At 41.6% G+C, this 19,218-nt stretch carries 22 protein-coding genes; 9 read left to right on the top strand and 13 right to left on the bottom strand.

The window, feature by feature from the left end:
• Positions 1-100: 100 nt before the first annotated feature.
• The gene (tnpA, locus tag FWJ32_RS11115; RefSeq protein WP_149546026.1) at positions 101-505 is read right to left on the bottom strand and encodes an IS200/IS605 family transposase; all 405 of its coding nucleotides are present in this window, start codon (positions 503-505) and stop codon (positions 101-103) included.
• 121 nt (positions 506-626) lie between these two features.
• Here tnpA and FWJ32_RS11110 point away from each other — a divergent pair, with 121 nt between their 5' ends.
• From FWJ32_RS11110 to FWJ32_RS11080, 7 genes are all read left to right on the top strand, one after another.
• Positions 627-818: a spore coat associated protein CotJA gene (locus FWJ32_RS11110; RefSeq protein WP_149546025.1), complete on the top strand. Its 192-nt coding sequence runs from the start codon at positions 627-629 to the stop codon at positions 816-818.
• Positions 800-1,054, top strand: coding sequence for a spore coat protein CotJB (locus FWJ32_RS11105; RefSeq protein WP_149546024.1), 255 nt, complete (start codon positions 800-802; stop codon positions 1,052-1,054). Before FWJ32_RS11110 ends, FWJ32_RS11105 begins: the two co-directional genes overlap by 19 nt.
• A gap of 12 nt (positions 1,055-1,066) precedes the next feature.
• A complete protein-coding gene (locus FWJ32_RS11100) occupies positions 1,067-1,639 on the top strand; it encodes a manganese catalase family protein (protein ID WP_149546023.1) in 573 nt (190 codons plus the stop codon).
• Between the two features lie 39 nt (positions 1,640-1,678).
• Positions 1,679-2,590: a hypothetical protein gene (locus FWJ32_RS11095; protein ID WP_149546022.1), complete on the top strand. Its 912-nt coding sequence runs from the start codon at positions 1,679-1,681 to the stop codon at positions 2,588-2,590.
• Between the two features lie 52 nt (positions 2,591-2,642).
• A complete protein-coding gene (gene safA, locus FWJ32_RS11090; protein ID WP_238988871.1) occupies positions 2,643-3,362 on the top strand; it encodes a SafA/ExsA family spore coat assembly protein in 720 nt (239 codons plus the stop codon).
• 311 nt (positions 3,363-3,673) lie between these two features.
• On the top strand, positions 3,674-3,946 hold the full coding sequence (locus FWJ32_RS11085; RefSeq protein WP_149546020.1) for a type II toxin-antitoxin system Phd/YefM family antitoxin: 273 nt from the start codon (positions 3,674-3,676) through the stop codon (positions 3,944-3,946).
• Positions 3,933-4,247 (top strand): type II toxin-antitoxin system RelE/ParE family toxin, encoded by a 315-nt coding sequence (locus FWJ32_RS11080; RefSeq protein WP_149546019.1) that lies wholly within the window; start codon positions 3,933-3,935, stop codon positions 4,245-4,247. The genes FWJ32_RS11085 and FWJ32_RS11080 overlap by 14 nt, the downstream gene beginning before the upstream one ends.
• Positions 4,248-4,352: 105 nt before the next feature.
• Here the strand turns inward: FWJ32_RS11080 and FWJ32_RS11075 are convergent, their stop codons facing one another.
• From FWJ32_RS11075 to FWJ32_RS11045, 7 genes are all read right to left on the bottom strand, one after another.
• The gene (locus tag FWJ32_RS11075) at positions 4,353-5,381 is read right to left on the bottom strand and encodes a zinc-binding dehydrogenase (protein WP_149546018.1); all 1,029 of its coding nucleotides are present in this window, start codon (positions 5,379-5,381) and stop codon (positions 4,353-4,355) included.
• 4 nt (positions 5,382-5,385) lie between these two features.
• On the bottom strand, positions 5,386-6,030 hold the full coding sequence (locus FWJ32_RS11070) for an L-fuculose-phosphate aldolase (RefSeq protein ID WP_149546017.1): 645 nt from the start codon (positions 6,028-6,030) through the stop codon (positions 5,386-5,388).
• Positions 6,031-6,036: 6 nt separating this feature from the next.
• A complete protein-coding gene (locus tag FWJ32_RS11065; RefSeq protein ID WP_149546016.1) occupies positions 6,037-7,104 on the bottom strand; it encodes a 2-hydroxyacid dehydrogenase in 1,068 nt (355 codons plus the stop codon).
• A 152-nt stretch (positions 7,105-7,256) separates the two neighbouring features.
• The gene (locus FWJ32_RS11060) at positions 7,257-8,678 is read right to left on the bottom strand and encodes a PTS galactitol transporter subunit IIC (protein WP_149546015.1); all 1,422 of its coding nucleotides are present in this window, start codon (positions 8,676-8,678) and stop codon (positions 7,257-7,259) included.
• Positions 8,679-8,702: 24 nt separating this feature from the next.
• Positions 8,703-9,008 carry a PTS sugar transporter subunit IIB gene (locus FWJ32_RS11055; RefSeq protein WP_149546014.1) on the bottom strand — a complete coding sequence of 102 codons (306 nt, stop codon included), beginning with the start codon at positions 9,006-9,008 and terminating at the stop codon, positions 8,703-8,705.
• 45 nt (positions 9,009-9,053) lie between these two features.
• Positions 9,054-9,506 (bottom strand): PTS sugar transporter subunit IIA, encoded by a 453-nt coding sequence (locus tag FWJ32_RS11050; RefSeq protein ID WP_149546013.1) that lies wholly within the window; start codon positions 9,504-9,506, stop codon positions 9,054-9,056.
• A gap of 166 nt (positions 9,507-9,672) precedes the next feature.
• Complete coding sequence (locus FWJ32_RS11045) at positions 9,673-12,669, bottom strand: sigma 54-interacting transcriptional regulator (RefSeq protein ID WP_149546012.1); 2,997 nt, start codon at positions 12,667-12,669, stop codon at positions 9,673-9,675.
• A 142-nt stretch (positions 12,670-12,811) separates the two neighbouring features.
• Here FWJ32_RS11045 and FWJ32_RS11040 point away from each other — a divergent pair, with 142 nt between their 5' ends.
• Together FWJ32_RS11040 and FWJ32_RS11035 are read left to right on the top strand one after the other, a co-directional pair.
• Positions 12,812-13,444: a hypothetical protein gene (locus FWJ32_RS11040; protein ID WP_149546011.1), complete on the top strand. Its 633-nt coding sequence runs from the start codon at positions 12,812-12,814 to the stop codon at positions 13,442-13,444.
• Positions 13,441-15,585, top strand: a complete 2,145-nt coding sequence (locus FWJ32_RS11035) for a DUF3160 domain-containing protein (protein WP_149546010.1) — start codon at positions 13,441-13,443, stop codon at positions 15,583-15,585. Before FWJ32_RS11040 ends, FWJ32_RS11035 begins: the two co-directional genes overlap by 4 nt.
• 77 nt (positions 15,586-15,662) lie before the next feature.
• Here FWJ32_RS11035 and FWJ32_RS11030 read toward each other — a convergent pair whose 3' ends face one another.
• From FWJ32_RS11030 to FWJ32_RS11010, 5 genes are all read right to left on the bottom strand, one after another.
• On the bottom strand, positions 15,663-16,082 hold the full coding sequence (locus FWJ32_RS11030) for a Fur family transcriptional regulator (protein WP_149546009.1): 420 nt from the start codon (positions 16,080-16,082) through the stop codon (positions 15,663-15,665).
• Positions 16,082-16,882: a metal ABC transporter permease gene (locus FWJ32_RS11025; RefSeq protein ID WP_238988870.1), complete on the bottom strand. Its 801-nt coding sequence runs from the start codon at positions 16,880-16,882 to the stop codon at positions 16,082-16,084. Before FWJ32_RS11025 ends, FWJ32_RS11030 begins: the two co-directional genes overlap by 1 nt.
• A gap of 6 nt (positions 16,883-16,888) precedes the next feature.
• Positions 16,889-17,617 carry a metal ABC transporter ATP-binding protein gene (locus FWJ32_RS11020; RefSeq protein ID WP_149546008.1) on the bottom strand — a complete coding sequence of 243 codons (729 nt, stop codon included), beginning with the start codon at positions 17,615-17,617 and terminating at the stop codon, positions 16,889-16,891.
• 1 nt (position 17,618) lies between these two features.
• Positions 17,619-18,503 (bottom strand): metal ABC transporter substrate-binding protein, encoded by an 885-nt coding sequence (locus tag FWJ32_RS11015; RefSeq protein ID WP_149546007.1) that lies wholly within the window; start codon positions 18,501-18,503, stop codon positions 17,619-17,621.
• 90 nt (positions 18,504-18,593) lie between these two features.
• The gene (locus FWJ32_RS11010; RefSeq protein ID WP_149546006.1) at positions 18,594-19,208 is read right to left on the bottom strand and encodes a TlpA family protein disulfide reductase; all 615 of its coding nucleotides are present in this window, start codon (positions 19,206-19,208) and stop codon (positions 18,594-18,596) included.
• Positions 19,209-19,218: the final 10 nt, after the last annotated feature.

The following is a 19,218-nucleotide window of genomic DNA, read 5'->3' as shown; positions in this document are numbered from 1 at the left end:
CTATATGACGCCAAGCAAATTTTATGAAGAAATTTTAAGAAATAATGTGAGTCGAGGAGTGTTAGTCGTTTAAGTCCAAATAATCGGGGGCCAGTACACCTCATTCTATCTTTGACCACTGTTCTTCTATGTATTTCTTTATTGTTTCTGTACTCACATTACCTGTTGTTGCACAAAAATATGAATTAGTCCATATCTTGCCCCTTGCCTTTAATTCAGGAAACTGCTTTGATATTCTAAATCCTGTTACACCTTTTATTTTATTCATCAATTCAGCAGGGCTATATTGTGGAATTGCACTAATTTGCAAGTGCATGTGATCTGGCATTATTTCCATCGCAAGTATATCATAATTGTATTTTTCGCTTAATTCTATTATTGTATTTTTTATTAAATCAACAACTTTAGGATCATCTAATATTTTTCTCCTGTATTTTGGTATCCAAACAAAATGATAGTTGATTAAAAACTTAGCATGTCTTGTTGTTTTATATTGCGTATTCATCCCCGTCACAAGTAACGGGGCTTTCTGCTAAGCTTCAGGTAAAGCGACCCCTTCATAACCTGTAACCTAAACAGTATTTATGAATAGTATGTAATAGAAGTATGATAAGAGGTGATGTTTAATGACGAACTATTACCCCGGATACCCCTATGAAGATAAATTCGGTAGGCCGGAACTCACCGAGGCCTATGTTCTTCCGCAGATATTCTGCCAAATGTATAGTCTTGAAGAGGGCCTGAGAGAAGGTACAATCTTCCCCGAACTCAACAGGCCATATAAGAAGGGGGGACCCATATGGAAGAGAGCAGAATAAATATATTAAAGTCATTGCAAGAGGTAGGTTTTGCCGTGATAGAGCTTGAGCTCTATTTGGATACCCATCCTGATGATATGAACGCCCTCGCAGCATATAACAACCTGGTGACACAGCAGCAAAATATTATGATGAACTATGAAAGAATGTATGGCCCTTTAAGAAATAACAGCACCCAGAGCTGCTATCCATGGCAGTGGATAAATGACCCGTGGCCCTGGGAAATAAAGTATTAGGAGGGATGGGAAGTGTGGGTCTATGAAAAGAAACTGGAATACCCGGCAGACGTTGAAAGGATAAACCCAAGGCTTGCAAAAGAAATTATAGCGCAGTATGGAGGCCCTGATGGTGAGTTAGGTGCATCACTGCGGTACCTAACTCAGCGATTCACCATGCCGTCCAATTACGGCAAGGCTCTTTTGACAGACATAGGCACAGAGGAACTGGCTCATCTGGAGATTATTGCGGCTCTGGTATATAAGCTGACAGATGGTGCTTCCATGGAAGAGCTTAAAAAATATGGATTTGACGACTTTTATGCCATAAGGGATAAAGCCATATTCTACACAGACCCTACAGGAAATCCATGGACTGCCGCATACATCCAGGCCCATGGCGACCCGGTGGCAGACCTTCATGAAGACCTGGCAGCAGAGCAAAAGGCCAGAGCAACCTATGAGCACCTTATGGACCTTACCGATGATAAAAAGGTGTGGAATACCTTGGCATTCTTAAGAGAAAGGGAGGTCATACATTTCCAGAGATTCGGAGAGGCCCTGGATAAAATACAGGACGAATTAAAATGTAAAAAAGTATTTTAAATAAGCTCCCCGGGAATAATAAACCCGGGGTGATTTAGTGTGAAGAGAAAAATAGCGGCTTTTTTGATGATATCCATACTCATATTGTCTTTGACATCCTGTTCTACATTAAAGCGTATAAGCGGTGGTGAGAAGAGCAAGGAGCAGACGCAGAACCTTGATAACGGTCCCCCTCCGGCTTTATTAAACCTGGAAAAAGATCTGGACAAGATGATGACTAAGGTAGAGGAGCAGGTATTAAAAACCCCAGAAGAGCAACCTCTGCAGCAAGATCAAGGGCAGCAACAGGGCAAACAGTCAGGCGGCGGACAAGGTGGACAATCGCAACAGGGCAGCGGAAAGGCAGGTAAATCAGATCAGCAAGGTGATGGCGGGGGAAGCCAGCAAGAAAGCGGCCAGGCCACCTCCCAGCAGAATCCGAATGATATATCCAAAATGCTCCCAGAACTTGAAAGAGAAATACAGAACATACACAAGACATGGAACGGTCTTCAACCTGAACTTCTAAAAAGGGGAGTAGACAAAACAACCATTGGCAGTACCTCTGAAACATTGAACAAGGCCACCACTGTAATGGATACCAAGGATGGCCTGGCCTTCCTCAAAGCAATCAATGAGTTCTACAGGTTCATGCCAGACATAGAAGAAAAGGTAAAGTCTCAGACCGTTCCAGGCCTAAAAAGACTCACATACTACACCAGAGACATACTGTACTCCACCTTCAGCGGAGAGCTAAAAACAGCAGTCAGTGATATATCTATGATAACGGACGAATGGAAGTCTGTAAAACCGCAGCTCAAAAAAGGCAGTGAAAATGAGACAAATAAACTGGAGACATCCATAGATGAACTCAAAAACTCCTTAGACGAGAAAAATAAGAACCTAATAAAAATTAAGTCAAAGATCGTATTAGAAGACATAAAAGCGTTGGAAGAAAAACAAAAAAAATAATTCAGGTGTCACCCCCATATATACTCTCATAGAATATATGGAGGTGATATATATGAGCTTTCCATTACCTGAAACCTGCAGCGGTTTCTTATATGAAGTAATGCCTGGCGACACAATGTATGACATTGCCAAAAAATTCGGGGTGGACCTGCGCACCCTCATAAGGTCCAATCCACAGGTGGATGACCCTGATGTAATATATCCCGGCCAGATTATATGCATACCAGAACAGAGCGAGGCTGTGAGGGAATATCACATGTCCAGTTCACCATCCCCACGTATTGTACTGCCAAACCATGGCCCAATCAACGTAACAAGGCCGGATAACAGGCTCCTTCCCATGCTTTTTGACCTTTTTGCCGGGCCTAAGAGCGAGCTCACACTAACACTGCAGGAGCACAACCATCACATGCACTATATGGTCTTTGAGCCCAAGGAGGTAGGCCCTTACCTTGAAGCAATAGGTGATACAGATATGCACCATATGCATGAGCTGGGTCAGATAATATTAAAGATGGGCTATGAGATTCCTTATGAATACCCCTGTGATTCCGGCTGGAAATACTGGAGTTCTGACCATGTATATGTTGGTACCGGCCTGAGAGACAGACTGCAGTCCGATATAGAAATTAAAAGGGCGGGTGTGGATGCGTATAACAAAATTTTGGCCATGAACCCAGAACAGTCAATACGGGATGTAATAATCCATATAAGGGATGAGGAACTGCTTCATATCGATGTATTAAATAAGCTCATAAGAAAGTATGCATAAAACCCGGGCAATACCCGGGCTTTTATCCTCTTTTGCCTCTTCTGCCCGTAAGTCTTAAACTTTTCCATCATCAGCTCCACCTCGTCGTCCGGAAGAACTGCAGGCTCGCCGATACACTTTGTCCTGTAATAGATCTATGCACAAAACTCAACCTCTTCTGCAGTATTAAAGGCCGAGGGTAAATCTAATTTCCATGTCAGTTTATCTTGCCACTCACATCAATCTATAAAATACGGACCACATATAATTGATATTGCACAAGAATTATAATATAATAATACAAGAATAATTTATTTTTTGAGGTGATTACTATGATTATTAAGTCTTCTACAACCCTTAGAAATAATTACGGTTTAATTTCTTCCCTCGCACATGAGGTGGATGAGCCGATTTACATTACTAAAAATGGGGAGGGTGACCTTGTGGTAATGAGCATTGAGGCATTTGAGAAAAGGGAGCAGTTAATTCGACTTCGTTCCAAACTGATGGCTGCAGAACAGTCTCGACTATCCGGCGAACCAACAGTTTCTTTAGACGAGGCAAAGAGACGGCTTGAGGAGAAATACAACAATGCAGAAGTATAGTGTTGAAATCCTGCCACCAGCGTGGATAGAGCTTGATGAAATTGCGGAGTATCATCTCCACACCGTTGGTATTAATTCCGCAAAAAAAGTTACCGATAATATTATCTCAGCCCTTGAACGACTTAAGCAGTATCCACTGTCATGTCCCTATGTCCCCGATGAAGAATTAAGGATGCAGGAATACCGGATGCTTGTATGTGACAAATATGTTTGCATTTATAAGCTGATTGGCAATACGGTTTATGTCTATCACATCGTCCATGGCTCAAAGGAGTATTCAGCCTTGTTTAAAACAAAATAACCAGTTTCATATAAGGGATGAGGAACTGCTTCATATCGATGTATTAAATAAGCTCATAAGAAAGTATGCATAAAACCCGGGCAATAATCCCCGGGTTTTTGTTATTCAATCTTCAAACACAATGGCATTTTTTATTACCCTTCCTTCTTTGTGGCTCCTTATAGCTTCCTCCAATTTCTCCAACGGATACTCACTGCCGACAAAGTCATTGCCATGGATAACTCCCTGGCAGATAAGATTAAATGCGGCCTGGACAAACCTCGGTGTTGTATGAAAAATACCCTTGATTGTTATCTGTGAATAATGCATGAAGTTTGTATCCAGTGTTATTGTTGTACCTGCTTTGGGTCCCCCAAACAGTATGGATGTCCCACCCTTTCTGACCATCCTTACAGTTTTCTCCCATAACTCTGGTGACCCCACAGCCTCTATTGCCACATCAGCCCCTCTGTTATCCTCAGTAAATTGCCTGACTGCAGCCACCTGATCTTCAATGTCCCTGACATTCATAACAATTGAAGCCCCAAGCTTTTTTGCCATCTCCAATCTTTTTTGAGATAGATCTACAGTTATTACCCTGGCACCTTTTAGATATGCCAACCTCGTCATCATAAGACCAAGAGGACCTGCCCCATTTATAATGACTGTGTCTCCCAGTGATATCCCTGCTTCCTCAATCCCATGGACTGCACAGGCAAATGGCTCTGTAAGCGCAGCATCCTTATAGTCGATACCATCTGGTATTTTAAAAGTATTCTGCTCCACAATCTCTTTAGGAATAAGTTGATACTCTGAAAAAGCCCCCAGATTAAAGAGTAGATTTTCACACATGGAATGTTGGCCCTTCTTACAGTAATAGCACCTGTTGCACGGGGCAGAATTATGGGCTATAACCCTATCTCCTATAGCAAATCCTTCTACTCCCTCACCTACTGCATAGATATCTCCGGCAGCCTCATGTCCAAAGGGATATGGCGGGTCCCATAGTGGATATCCTCTAAAGAAGGTCTTAACGTCAGTACCACATGTAAATGCAATCTTGTTTTTTATAACTATCTCTCCGGGCCCTGGTTCAGGTATGGGTCTATCCTCTATCTTAATCGTCTCCGGACCATAATAGAGTGCTACTTTCATACTATCACCTCTTCTGGCCGTAAGTCTTAAACTTTTCCATCATCAGCTCCATCTCGTCGTCCGGAAGGACCACAGGCTCGCCGATACACTTTGTCCTGTAATAGATCTCTGCACAAAACTCAACCTCTTCTGCAGTATTAAAGGCCGAGGGTAAATCGGGGCCAACTGCTAAAAGACCATGGTTGGCAAGCAGGACGGCGTTTCTATCCTTCATTCCTTCAAAGGCATTTTCAGCAATCTCTCTTGTACCAAATGTGGCATACTCTGCGCATCTCACGTCCTTACCTGCGAAGGCTACCAGATAATGTACCGCTGGGATTGTCCATCTGAGACAGGAAATAACTGTAGAATAAGTAGAGTGTGTATGAACCACAGCTCCAACGTCTTCCCTCTTTCTGTAAAATATCCTGTGCATCTCATACTCACTGGATGGCTTTCTTGTTCCGTCTACTATCTTTCCCTCAAGGTCCATTATGACAACGTCCTCCGGCTTTGTCTCAAAGTAGTCAATCCCGCTTGGGCTTATCGCCATAAGGCCCTCTTTCTTATTAAAGATACTGAGATTGCCGCCTGTGCCGGTTGTAAGATTATGTGTTATAAGGTTCTTTCCATACGCAACAATTAAATTCCTCTCTTCTTCAAGTAGCATAGTTTATTACCTCCTCTTTTTTTGTAATGCAATCTGATTTACTATCATATCACTTTTGCCCTTTTCAATATAGTCATTAACTACTTCAACGAGTAGATTTGGCGACTGAGGTATGGCATCTACCGTATCACCGGCAAGATGCGATGTAAGCGTGACATTATCTAATCTAAGCAGTATATGGTCTTCAGGTATCGGTTCTTGCCAAAACACATCCAGTGCTGCCCCTGCAATCCGTTTCTCTTCTAAAGCCCTGCATATATCTGCCTCATTTATAAGCCCTGCTCTCGCAGTATTAATCAGGTATGCAGTAGGTTTCATTAATGAAATCAGCCTATGGTTTATAATACCTTCTGTTTCCTCTGTTAACCTTACGTGTATTGTAATTATATCACTTTCTTTAAACAACTCCTCTATGGGGAGCATCTGTATGTCAATCCCATGCTCTTTAAGATCTGATTCAATGACATAGGGATCATGACCTAAAAGATTGACATTAAAAGCCGACAACTTTTTTGCGACCAATTTGCCTATATGCCCAAGGCCCACAATTCCTATATTTTTACCTTTAATTGTGGAGAGGATATTACTGTTTGAAAACTCTTTTCTCCATATTCCCCTCTTAATGGCCTCATGACTTCTGGCAATGTTTCTTATCTCACTTAGTATAAGCCCAACAGTGTATTCTGCTACTGGCTCAGCATTTCTGATTACATGCAGTACAGGTATACCCATCTCAGTGGCCGCCTCAATGTCGATATTTTCAAACCCACCACGGCAGCAGCCTATAAATCTCAGTTTTTCCGCCGCCTCAATTATCCTTCTGGGTATCGGTGCAAAGTGTACTAAGAGTACATCGGCATCCTTTATCTCACCTAATAAACCTTCTGCTGTATCTTCCGACTCTGGACCATTCTTTTCGATATTCAAGGCCTTTTCTTGAAATTTGTCTTTGTCTTTTGTCTTCCATTCCAGTTTAACGATTTTTTTATCCGGTAGATTTAATTTTTCTGCTGCCCTTTCCAGGTTATCAGGACTTACAAATATGTCTCCCACCACTACAATTTTGGTAGACATATTACATCACATCCTTCTATATTCAAATTTTTAAATCTATTAAAGTTGTCATTATAGTATGGCAGAAATACAGCTTCATTCTATGGAAACCACAGATTTATAATGGACACCTTCTAGAAGGTGTCCATTATATTAAAACAACTACACTCACGTTAAGAATTCGCTGTATTTAAATCACCTTCAGACTCATCATTGCCGACTGCACTTCTTTCAATATAATTGTATATAACAGACTTGTTCCTCTTGAAGTAGAAAAATATTACAAAATAAATTGCCAGCACAATCCCAATTAGAAGCCATGACTGGCTCAAAAAAGCAAGGAATATCAGCGAAACAAGCGGTTTTGCAAGTATTCCAAAGCTTGTTATCATAAGTGCTGTTTCTGGTATACTCACACCGACCTGTGCTGCCACCTGTGTAAAGAATGGTGCTGTAAAGGTTGTGATATAAAGTCCGATGCTAAACCATATAGCTCCTGAAATGATGGACTTAAACATATTTCCATTGGACATTGCTACAAATACCTCAACCATATATGGGAGTGCTATGAGATCAACAAGTGGCAAAGTCCTGTTACCTGGAAGTATGATAGCCAGTAGTACCATAATAGGAATCAATATTATTCCTGTTGTCAGCGTAGCTGTTTCACCATAACCTGTTGCATCATTTACACCAAGATACCATTCACGAGCCTTAGTAGCTCCCTTTACACTCTTCTTTGTAGCTTCCGTCAAAGGTAGGAAAGCCTGTGCAAAAAGACCTGCTATCCTTGGGAATATTGCCATAACAGCACTTGTTGATATACCACATATGGCTATCTGTCCCCATGCTGCAAGTGTGCCAAGAGAACTTAAATTGCCAAGTATCCCAATGAGTAACCCTAAAAGTAAACCCAGGGTTATGGGTTCTCCTATAAATCCAAGTTTTTTCTGCAGAGTTGGAGGATCCAATTTTATCTTGTCAGCTCCAAGTTTACTGAGTATCCAGTTCATTAATATTGCAAAAGGAACTGTCTCAACATGGTGAAGCTGAATGATGGTGCAGTTTGGATAATTATAATATTTAGACCATCTCTTAGCTACTATTTCAGAAAACAGGAGGCTGTAAAGATTTAATACCACCATACATAATATCGAGAGCATCATGTTTTTTGTTATAAGGTATATCATAGAGCCCCATGCCATATATGAGTAGTTATTCCATAGATCACTGGGTTGAAATATGTCTGTCCATCTAACCAGGAATAGGGCCAATTGAAGCACTATACCAAGACCCAGGAATATCATTCCCACAGTTGTTGAATAAGCCACAACTGATGCTGCCTGCCATCCAATATCAAATATTGGAAGATTAACGCCTGTATTTGTAACCATTTTCTGCACTACTGGTACAACAATAGGAACATAGGAGTTTAAAAGGAGTGTAAAACCCTCAAGTCCTATACCTGCATATAGCGCTGAGAAAAACGCTTTCTTAGTATCTACACGTAAAATCAGCGCTATAAAGAATAGTATTACAGGTACAAATACCGGGGCACTGAAGGTATTGAAAATATTATTTAAAATTTCAAGCACTTTATTCCCTCCTTAAATTAATTTCTATTGCATTTTGCTGATGACATTTATGACCTCGTCCATAAATCCTTCCTCGTCAAATCCTGTCAAAAATCCCACTGCATTTATTACCGGTATGTCATATTCCCCTGGCAGCGGGCTCGTGGTTACAATAAAATCTATTCCCCCTCTCGAGACATAGTTAGCTACCTCAGTTGGCCTGGCCTCTATGGTGTTAATCCTCACTCCTTTTTCAGAAAGCCTCTCCTTGAGTTTTTCAGCCACCATTGATGAACTTACAGTTCCTGAGCCGCAGATTGACAATACATTGAATACCCTATCTTTCGTCATTTTTACCCCTCCATTTTCTGTCAGATATTGTACTGAAAATTTCTTTTATATGTTCAGATATTTGCTCAATAAGTTTAACACCTCCTTTTTATCATTTGAATCAATCAAATTTTGCAATGCCTCCCTATCTTGAAAAATATTCATAAGGTTTTTTAGCAGTTGTATCTGCTTGTTTGGATCTTTAACAGCCAGCATAAATACTATTTTTACATCTATTTCATTATCAGGGCTACCCATGACATGAAATCTTATCGGATCTTTGAGCGTGGCAACAACCATGGCAGTTTCCTCAACATGATCAGGATAAGTATGTGGAATAGCAATACCAAATCCATCAGCAGGTAGACCTGTAGGAAAGGTTTTTTCCCTTTCCAGTATTGAACGTATATATGTCTTTTTTACTAGCCCCTTTTGTGTCATAATGCTTGCCATTTTCTCCAGCAATTCCTCTTTATCCTTTGCAACAAAGTTTATTAAAATTAAATCTTCATCCAACATTTTCTACAATCACTCCTTCGTCATGTCTGCCATTATATGAAGCAATTTTCGTGCCAACATAATGGCAGAATTGGTTTTTATTTTTAATATGATGACTAACCACTTAAAAAAATGTGCAGAGGGTGACTCTGCACATTTAGTTTCAGTAAATCTAATGTCTCTTAATTTAGTTTAAATCAATAAAGGCATTTTTCACATACTCAGGTGTTTTGAGTTGTTTTAAGTACCTGACAAATTCCTTGTTTTTGATAAACCTGTAAAGATAGGCAGGTATTTCTCTGTCATCTTCCTTCACTGCAAACATAAAAACAATATCTACCACATTTTTTTCCATCCATTTAATAGGTTCTTTCAAGATTGCAATTGCAACACCTGATTTGTATACGTTTTCAGGAGTACCATGGGGTATGGCAATACCATTCTCTATCAGTGTAGGCACGATTATCTCACGCCTATACACATCCAATAGAAATTTTTCATTAACAAAACCATTATCTATTAAAAGTTGGACCAAATCTTGAAGTACTTCATCCTTTGAATGATATTCAGGATGAATCCTTATGAGCTCTGGATATATTACACTGGAAAGAGGTGACAATTTAATAAAACTCTCAGGTAAAACTTTTAAATCAATATCCAGAATACTACCAAGTTTTGAAGCTGCCTTACCATTTATAACATCCTCTATAGATATAAAAGGTATATCCTTCCTGCCAGGGTTTAGTGTTCCAACTATTGCTATAACGTCTTTTTCTGCTTTTATCCTATCTATAGCAAGATTTATATCCTCACTATCTAGTACCCCTAACGGGATGATGTCTACCCTATCATTTATACCTGGTATCATTTTCATCAAAAGATTTTTAATCCTCATCGCCGTTCCTTCACCGGTAATACATATGGTGATGATAGCGCTGTCCTTTACCACCTGTGAATTTACAGGCATAAGCCTGCTTATACCAACCATGTCCCCTCCTATGTCTTCTACAATATCGTCAATCTCTGCATCAGGGAGTATAGCTCTTCTAACGGTCTCAAGAACCATAACTGTATCTACTCTGCTGATTGTCCTGGTCGGTATGCCTGTCCTTTGAGTTATAATCTCCCCAAAGGTCACAAGTGAGCCCATATCTACCAGCAATATTACACCCTTCCCCTCATTAGCTATCTTGACAGCTTCAGTGGCTCTTAGCAGGGCGGATTCCGGTTTTTCATCAAGAGACATCTCTATACCAATCGCGTGATTAACGCCTAATAACCGATTTGCAACCTCTGCCATCCCCTTAGCAACATGTCCATGAGTTATCACCACCACACCTACCTTTCCTACCGCCACCTCTTCTGGGCTTGTTAGCATCCGGAGATACATAGCGATAAAACCGACCTCATCATCAGGGAACTTAATTCCTGTATTATCCTCCAATATCTGTATCATATCCCGTGCTATATAATATTCCCGCTTGTAATCAGATTTAATCTTATCAAGCCTTGGATTGATTATCGTTTTATTGTTTCTTATCCTATCTATAGCTGCATTCAGGTGAATAGAAATACACGCAAAAATATGATTGTTCATCCTTTTGTTTAACCCTTTTTCTGCAATAAACCTCATTTTGTCAACCATGTCAATTATATCCTGGCCAACTATCTCCGCAAGCTCCTCACGGCTCATAATAGGAAAATTATTTTCAAATCGCCGCATAACCCGTTTAAATCTGATCTCCAGTTGGCCACCTATCTGGCGTTTAATCTCACTTTCCCCCATACCCCTATTTCTAAGCTCACTGTATTTTTTTTCTATGTATCTATATATCTCACCCGATAACACATATGGATTGTTATAATCAAAAATCTCTTCTTTATCCTCACCGGGATTTATAAGAAGGTGGCTTTCAACCATTTCCTCTATTTCTGGTAGCCGTTTCTGTACGTTGAGAATACCTTGCCTTATATGTGGTGGAAGATCATCTAAATCAATTTTAATGGTTTTGTTATTTCTGTGTGGAATGCTCATATATGCTAAAAAGCCTCTGGCACATATAACCTGAATATCACTCTGGAGCTGTCCTATATTGCCAGGACAGTCATACAGCAGAAGAAGTCTTAATGCTTCACCAGATATTTCAATACTGACACCTATTTTAGTTGCCTCTTTGTTAAAAAAATTATTGATAATCATGTATCTCTCTATAAGAGGTCTCGATGAAAGCAGAGGCAGTTCAATGACCATTGGAATCCTCCGTCTGAATGTCAAAAGTAATGACGATTGGATATCCTCTGTGGTTGCAGCAATGATCATGACATTGGCCTTCCTTGTACTCCCAGTCTCTCCTAGTCTTCTAAATTTGCCCTTATCAAGTAGATAATATAACAGTTCTTGACCCTCTGATGGAAGCCTGTGGACCTCATCCAAGAAAAGTATTCCTCCATTTGCTTTTTCCACAAGCCCTTCTTTATCAGTATGTGCACCTGTAAATGCCCCTTTTACATGTCCAAAAAGTTGAGATATAAGCAATTGTGGATTTTCTGCATAATCAGCACAATTAAACACAACAAATGGTGCAGATTCAGATAATTTACCACACTTTATGGCAAATCTGTACATCGCCTCTGCAAGCATACTCTTACCTGTACCTGTAGGGCCAATGATAAGTGTGTGCAACCCGTGAGGTGGATAGAGAACAGCAGCTTTAGCTTGTTGAATCTGTAATTTTAGGCTACCATTATAACCTATCAGCTCTTCAAACGTTTCCTCACCAGCTATTTTTGCTTCAGAACATACGCCTTCAACAGGCCTTTTAGCATTAACATTCTCTTTTGAAACACAATCATAAGTACTCATATATCCTGTACTACAATTTTCAGTTACAATCCCAAGCTCTTTTCTAATTTGGGCTACACTGTATCTCGATATATCAAAGCCACGCCCTTTTAATATAGCTGTTAACTTTCTATCTGACATGTTCCCATTTTTTGATAGTATGTCATTTATTTCTTTAACTAAAACGGATTTAAGCCTCTCCCTAGAGTTAGGTATGTCTATCTCCATACGCAGCGTAGTAACTTGTCCTCTTGACAAACCTAAAATCTTGGCAATCTGACCATCTGTATATGGATTTTTCTTGTCTTCATTTTCAATAAGTTCTATTAATCTTTCTTTCAAAAATCTCCACCTCCAATCTTAATTTTAATACAAATGTGATAAATTGCATATAGGTATCATCGTTCAGCCATTCGCTAAATTTTTAACCAATTTTTAACCTTTTTTTCAACATCAGGTGCTATAATGTATACAGGTGGTAATTATGAAGAAAATACTGTCAATTGCTATTTTAGTGATCACCTTTATATTGTTTTATCTCCGTGCTGCACCTTTTAAATACCTGTATAAGGATGACGTTGCCGTCTTTATGTGGGGACACGGATTTTGGGCAAAGGGTACAAATATTCAAGAATATGTTTCCGATGGGCTTATGAAGGACATAACGACGGATGGGGATTATATCTACTACATAACTGGTGAAAAAAAGGGTAAATACGGAGACAAGCTGTATATTTTTAATCTCAGTGCAGGGAGAAAAATCAAGGAGGTGTATATGCCTGACAGGATGCCCTGGAAAATAGACAGCGGCGATGTAGACGGGGATGGAAAGACCGATATTTTAGTGCTCATGTATAAAAAGACGCTCTTCGACCCGGTCCTGGACAACAGGCCATTTGTGTATACCTTCGATGGCCACCTTTACGCCAAATGGCTTGGCTCCAGGCTTTCTCATCCCATACTGGATGCCCACTTTAAGGACGTGGATGGCGATAGTGTAGATGAACTGGTTTCGCTGGAATACGGCAGGGACGGGAAAAAAATAAGAGGTATATATGAGTGGGATTCCTTCGGGTTCGTTATGAAAAATGTTAAAGAAATGGGGTATTTTAAATGAAAAGACTCATATCATTAACACTTCTGCTTGCTCTATTGCTTACAGCCTGCACCTTTGGAGGTAAAACTTCAGATAGTGCCAAAAAGCAGGAGCAGGTTGATGTCAAACCAGAAACACCTGCATTTACTGTCGATAGGACATATGCTCCTGTTGCTGTAAACCCGGTAAATCAGGATTATACGATTAAGAAACTGGATGACATTGTAAACCTTTCCCAGTTCGGTGATTTTACGGAGAACCAGAAAAAGAGGCTTCTTAATGACTATTTCTTTATAGCACCATCTGACAAGGAACAGCTTTTTTATACCTATGAGCTTAACAGCTATAACAATATCCCCAGCTTTATAACCTCCGACAGCATCCTGCATTCCTTCCATATGTTTTATGACTACACCCTGAGGACACTGGAGAGCGAGCACCTTGCCGCCCTGCTGGAAGACATGACATCCAGGATGTATCAGGATTCAGTAAGGTTATATGGTGATGTTAAAGACAAGAAGTTAAAGATGGCTGCCGGTAAGAATATAGCCTATTTTGCCGTGGCCATGAACCTGTTGGCCCCAGATAAGGATATAGTCCTTCCAAAGGAAATTCAGACAATGGTGGAAAAAGAGCTGGAAAAGGTGAATGCCGCAGAGGGTAGGGGCCCGTCCGACATATTCAACTTCGACCTGGACTATACCCAGTTTAAACCCCGTGGCCACTATACCCGCTCTGACAAACTGCAGAGGTATTTTAAGGCATTTATGTGGTATGGGACCGTACCATTCCCCTTTGAAATAAACGAGGCACCGGCATATGATTCCATACGCCAGGCCGCTATGATGGCCATAAGCACAATAAATGACCCTGAGGCCTATAAAGACTACAAAGAGCTGTATGATATAACCAGCTTTATGGTGGGGCGTACCGACGACCTTAATATCTACGACTACGAAAAGCTTTTAAAGGCAGCCATGGGGGATGATATGAGGGTTGAGAGGCTCAGCGACACATCGATACTGGACAGCATAACAGCAGAAGCAAAGAAATTGCCGCCTCCAATGATTCAGCAGGACCTTTTGAATATCCCGGGCGGAATCCAGTTTAGATTTATGGGTCAGAGGTATATACCAGACTCACGGATTTTACAGGAACTCACGCATTTTAAATACAGGCCGTTCCCCAAGGGTCTGGATGTGATGGGCATACTGGGTTCAAATAAAGCACGCGACCTCCTCTTTAATCACTGTAATGAGGATGAAAAATGGGGTAAATATGCGGAAAACTACGATAAAATCAACGCCGAATTTAATTCACTCAGCGATGAGGAATGGCGTGATAACATATACTCTGGCTGGCTGTGGTCATTAAAGGCACTGTTTGAAAAAAGTGACTCCAGCCCTTCATTCATGAAGAAGGAAAGCTGGAACAGCAAGCAGCTTATAACGGGCTTATCAAGCTGGGCCGAGCTAAGGCATGACACCATCCTCTATGGTAAACCGTCTGGTGCAGAGAGAGGCGATGGCTACAGCGGATATACTCCTACAGGGTATGTGGAACCCGTGCCTGAATTCTACAACAGGCTGCTCTGGGTTAACGACACCCTGAAGGCATATGTTGAATATATCGGAAATAGCGGAGAAAACAATAGGATTCAAAGGCTATCAGAAGGCCTCAATCAGATGGGCGACACACTGAAGAGCCTGCGGGATATATCCATAAAAGAGCTGGAAGGTAAAGAGCTTACCCAGGACGAGTGGTACTTCATATATAACTACGGTGCCATCTTGGAGGCTTTAGCCTCCTCGACCATAGAGGGCGAAGGGGACCTGCCTGTACGCTGGTTTGAGATAACCTCAGAGACAGACAGAAACATGGCATGTGTGGCTGATGTCCATACCTCCTATAATGAATGTCTGGAGGAAGGGGTCGGCCTGGCCAATGAGATATATGTTGCTGTGCCCATAATGGGCAAGATATACCTCACCAGAGGGTCAACATTCGCATACTACGAGTTTACATGGCCAATAAATGACCGCCTAACCGACGAAAAGTGGCAGGAGCTCTTAAAAAACGGCCAGGCCCCTGCAATGCCTGACTGGGAAAAGGCACTCATAAGCGACAAGAAGTCGGAGATACCGCCCTCAGAGGTTGAGTGAGGTGAACTGTCCAAAGCAGGCAAAGTCGGCATGTAAAGGGTGGAGGCACCTTAAAGTGAGGAATCAAAAATAATTCACTATACCCTGTCTTTCCGGCACTCCTTACAGTACCCATATACCTCAAACCGGTGACCTGTAGGCATAAAACCTGTTTCATCAAGCACCTGCTTTAGTTCAATCAGGGGGCAGGAGTCAAAGGATATGGTCTTGCCACAGCCTTTGCATACTAAGTGGTGGTGGTGCTCCTCCTCATCCCTGTATGCAAAGAGGGTGTTACCTATCCCATCCGTCATCTCGCATATAAGCCCTACGGACTTTAGCGTCTCAATATTCCTGTATATTGTGGAAAAGTTGATGTGAGGCCAGGCCATCCTGGCCTCCCTGTAAAGCTCCTGGGCTGTCATGGCCCTATGTGCATCTCTCAATGTATCTATGAGTACCCTCCTCTGATGTGTCAGCCTTACGCCTTTTTCTCTGAAACTCTTCTCAATATCCATTATTCCTTGCCCCTCTTCCAAAGCAGTACAACTACTAGGATTAGCACAGATGTTATAACTATGGTACCTCCAGGGGCTAAATCCCAGACAAAGGAGGCTATAAGCCCTACTATTACAGATACCAAAGCCACAACAATCGAGATGGCCATGGTGGCCTTAAAGCTCTTAGATACCTGTATGCTCACGGCCGCCGGTATCACCATGAGTGAAGATACTAAAAGTGTACCCACCACCCTGATGGAGAGCGCCACTGTAAGTGCAGTAAGCATCGTAAAGAATATGTTGATTGCCCTGGTATCAATCCCAGAAAACTTTGCTGCATCCTCATCAAAGGTCATATAAAACAGCCTTCTGTATATATAAACCATAGAGAGGCATATAAATATCCCAATGACCAGTATAAGCCAGAGGTCAGCCGGTGTAACAGCTACAATAGATCCAAAGAGGTAGCTGAAAAGGTCCACATTGAAGGACCTCCCAAGACTTATCAAAATTGTAGCCAGGCCTATCCCTCCAGACATAACCACCGCCAGGGATACCTCAGCATACTTTTTAAAATAGTTCCTCAAAAATTCTATAAACAGTGCGGCCAGGGCTGACATGATAAGCGCCCCAGTAAATGGATAAAATCCAAACAGCATACCTGCCGCTACACCGGAGAGCGACACATGCGACAGGGCATCACCTATCATGGACATCCTTCTTAAAACTATAAAGGTGCCTATTACAGGACATATTATGGCAATCATAATACCGGCTGCAAAAGCCCTCTGCATAAAGGCATAACTCAATATATCCACTCTGCCTCACTCCTCTTCATAGATCCTGTATCCAAACACTTCCGCCAGATGGTCCTGCGTAAGATCGGGTGTATTATGGACATGCACCTTTCCGCCACCTACACAGGTTACCTTGGTAGCCCTCTTTAGAACAGCATTTATATCGTGGCTCACTATTACAATAGTCAGGTTATATACCTTCTGCATGTCGTCTAAAAGCTCGTAAAACTCTGCCTCAGCTATAGCATCCACGCCTGTGGTAGGTTCGTCCATGAAGATTATCTCAGGTGAACCTGCAAGAAGCCTTGCCAGAAAAACCCTCTGCCTCTGTCCACCAGAAAGCTCCCCAATGAGCTTGTGTTTTAGAGTTCCCATGCCCACCATATCCAGCACATTTTCAGCCCTGTGGCGGAGGTTACCGCCCCCTATGGGCCTTAGCCACTCCCTCATGCCCGTCATCACTATCTCCTCCACTGTGGCAGGAAAAGCTGTATTTATATGGGTAGCATACTGCGACAGGTAACCCACCCTGCCCCATTCATTAAATCTTTTTATGTCCACACCAAAAAGCTTTACTGTACCCTTCCACGGCGTTAGCTCTCCTAAAGCCAACTTCATCAGTGTAGACTTTGCAGCACCGTTTGGCCCTATTATAGCCATGTAGTCTCCTCTGTACACTTCAAAATTTACATCTTCCAAGACAGGAACGCTGGTATAGCCAAAGGTTATATCATTTAACTCCAAGAGCTTTTCCATATTACTCCACCAACGCTTTCTTTAAACTCATAAGGTTTCTTTCCATAATGGAGAAATAATCGTCATTTCTGGCCTTCTGTTCCTCCGTAAGCCCTTCTACAGGGTCTAAGACCAGCTTTTCTATGCCCGTCTCTCTGGCTATGGAATCTGCCAGTTTTGGACTGGTCAGGGGCTCAAAGAATACATATTTTATATTGTTCTCTTTAATGAATTTAATTATCTCCGCCATCCTCCTGGGTGACGGTTCCGAGCCAGGAGAAACACCAGTTATTGGCACCTGATTAAGGCCATAGTCCTCACAGAGGTATGCAAAGGCTGCATGGGTGGTTATAATATTGCGGGATGTTGCTTTAGAGAGTGTATCCCTGTATTTTTTATCAAGATCGTCAAACTTTGCCTCCAGCAACTTAAAGTTTTTAGTATAATAGTCAGCATTACCGGGGTCAGCCTTTATCAGGGCATCATAAATCCTCTCAGCCTGTTGTTTGGCCCTTATTGGGCTGAGCCATATGTGGGGGTCGTTGTCTTTTGCAATACCTTTCCCTGTGTTTACCACAATTACACCTTTCCTATTCAATGAGTCCTCTACCCTCTCTGCCCAGGCTTCCAGTCCGCCGCCGTTGAATATGAAGACATCGCTTCGTTCCAGATCTGCCATAAGCTTAGGAGACGGCTCAAACTCGTGGGCATCAACACCGGTAGGGATAATCTGTGTGGCATTTATCCTGTCCCCCGCTATCTTCATTGTAAAGTCATAAAGTGGATATGTGGTAATATAGACATTGAGTTTCCCATTTTCTGCCTCTGGTCTGACAGCCGTACATCCTGTCATAAGTATGGACGCAGCAAACAGTACAGCAAGCAATATGATAAAAGCACGGCTCATATATTCACCTCCAGTTGCAAATTATTTGCATCTACAAAGAACATTATACCATACAGATATTGCCAGTGTCAAATATACAAAGAAGCCGGATTACTCCGGCTTATCCATGCCCTCAAAGATCGACACCATTTGATCATAGTTCATTGCTGAGTTTATAACGGCCTTAACTACGCCATCTTCATCTATAAATACACTCTCAGGTATAAAGTAAATATTATAAGCATATCCCACATCCAAGGTATCATCCATGAGTATGGGAAAACCCAGTTTATTATCTGAGATAAACCGTTCTACTCTTTCGGTGTTCTCTCCTAAATTGATTCCATATATTGATATCTTATCTCCATACTCCCTGTAAAACCTGTTTATCTCAGGCATCTCCATACGGCAGTATGGGCACTCTGTGGTCCAGAAGTTTAAAAATACCTTTTTGCCCTTAAGCTTGCTTAATGTTACCTCGTTGCCTTTCAAATCCTTGAGTGTAAAATCCGGAGCAATATTCCCTACATTAACCCCCACCTCATGGGCAACTGAGCCACTCCCCTCCGGCGTTACCTCAGGTGTCTCGCTGTTGTCCTGTCCTGCCTCTGCTGCCTGTTCCCCCTTCGGCGGAGCAGTGTTGTCTTTACTGTTTGCAAAGCCACATGCTGAAGCTAACATCATGGCAAATACTATAAGAAAAACCAGTAAAATATTCTTTTTCATAAGACACCTC

The sequence above is a fragment of the Calorimonas adulescens genome, from assembly GCF_008274215.1.
GTDB classification, from domain to species: domain Bacteria; phylum Bacillota; class Thermoanaerobacteria; order Thermoanaerobacterales; family UBA4877; genus Calorimonas; species Calorimonas adulescens.
The sequence above is the reverse complement of the archived record's forward strand: the minus strand, read 5'-3'. Positions and strand labels throughout refer to the sequence as shown.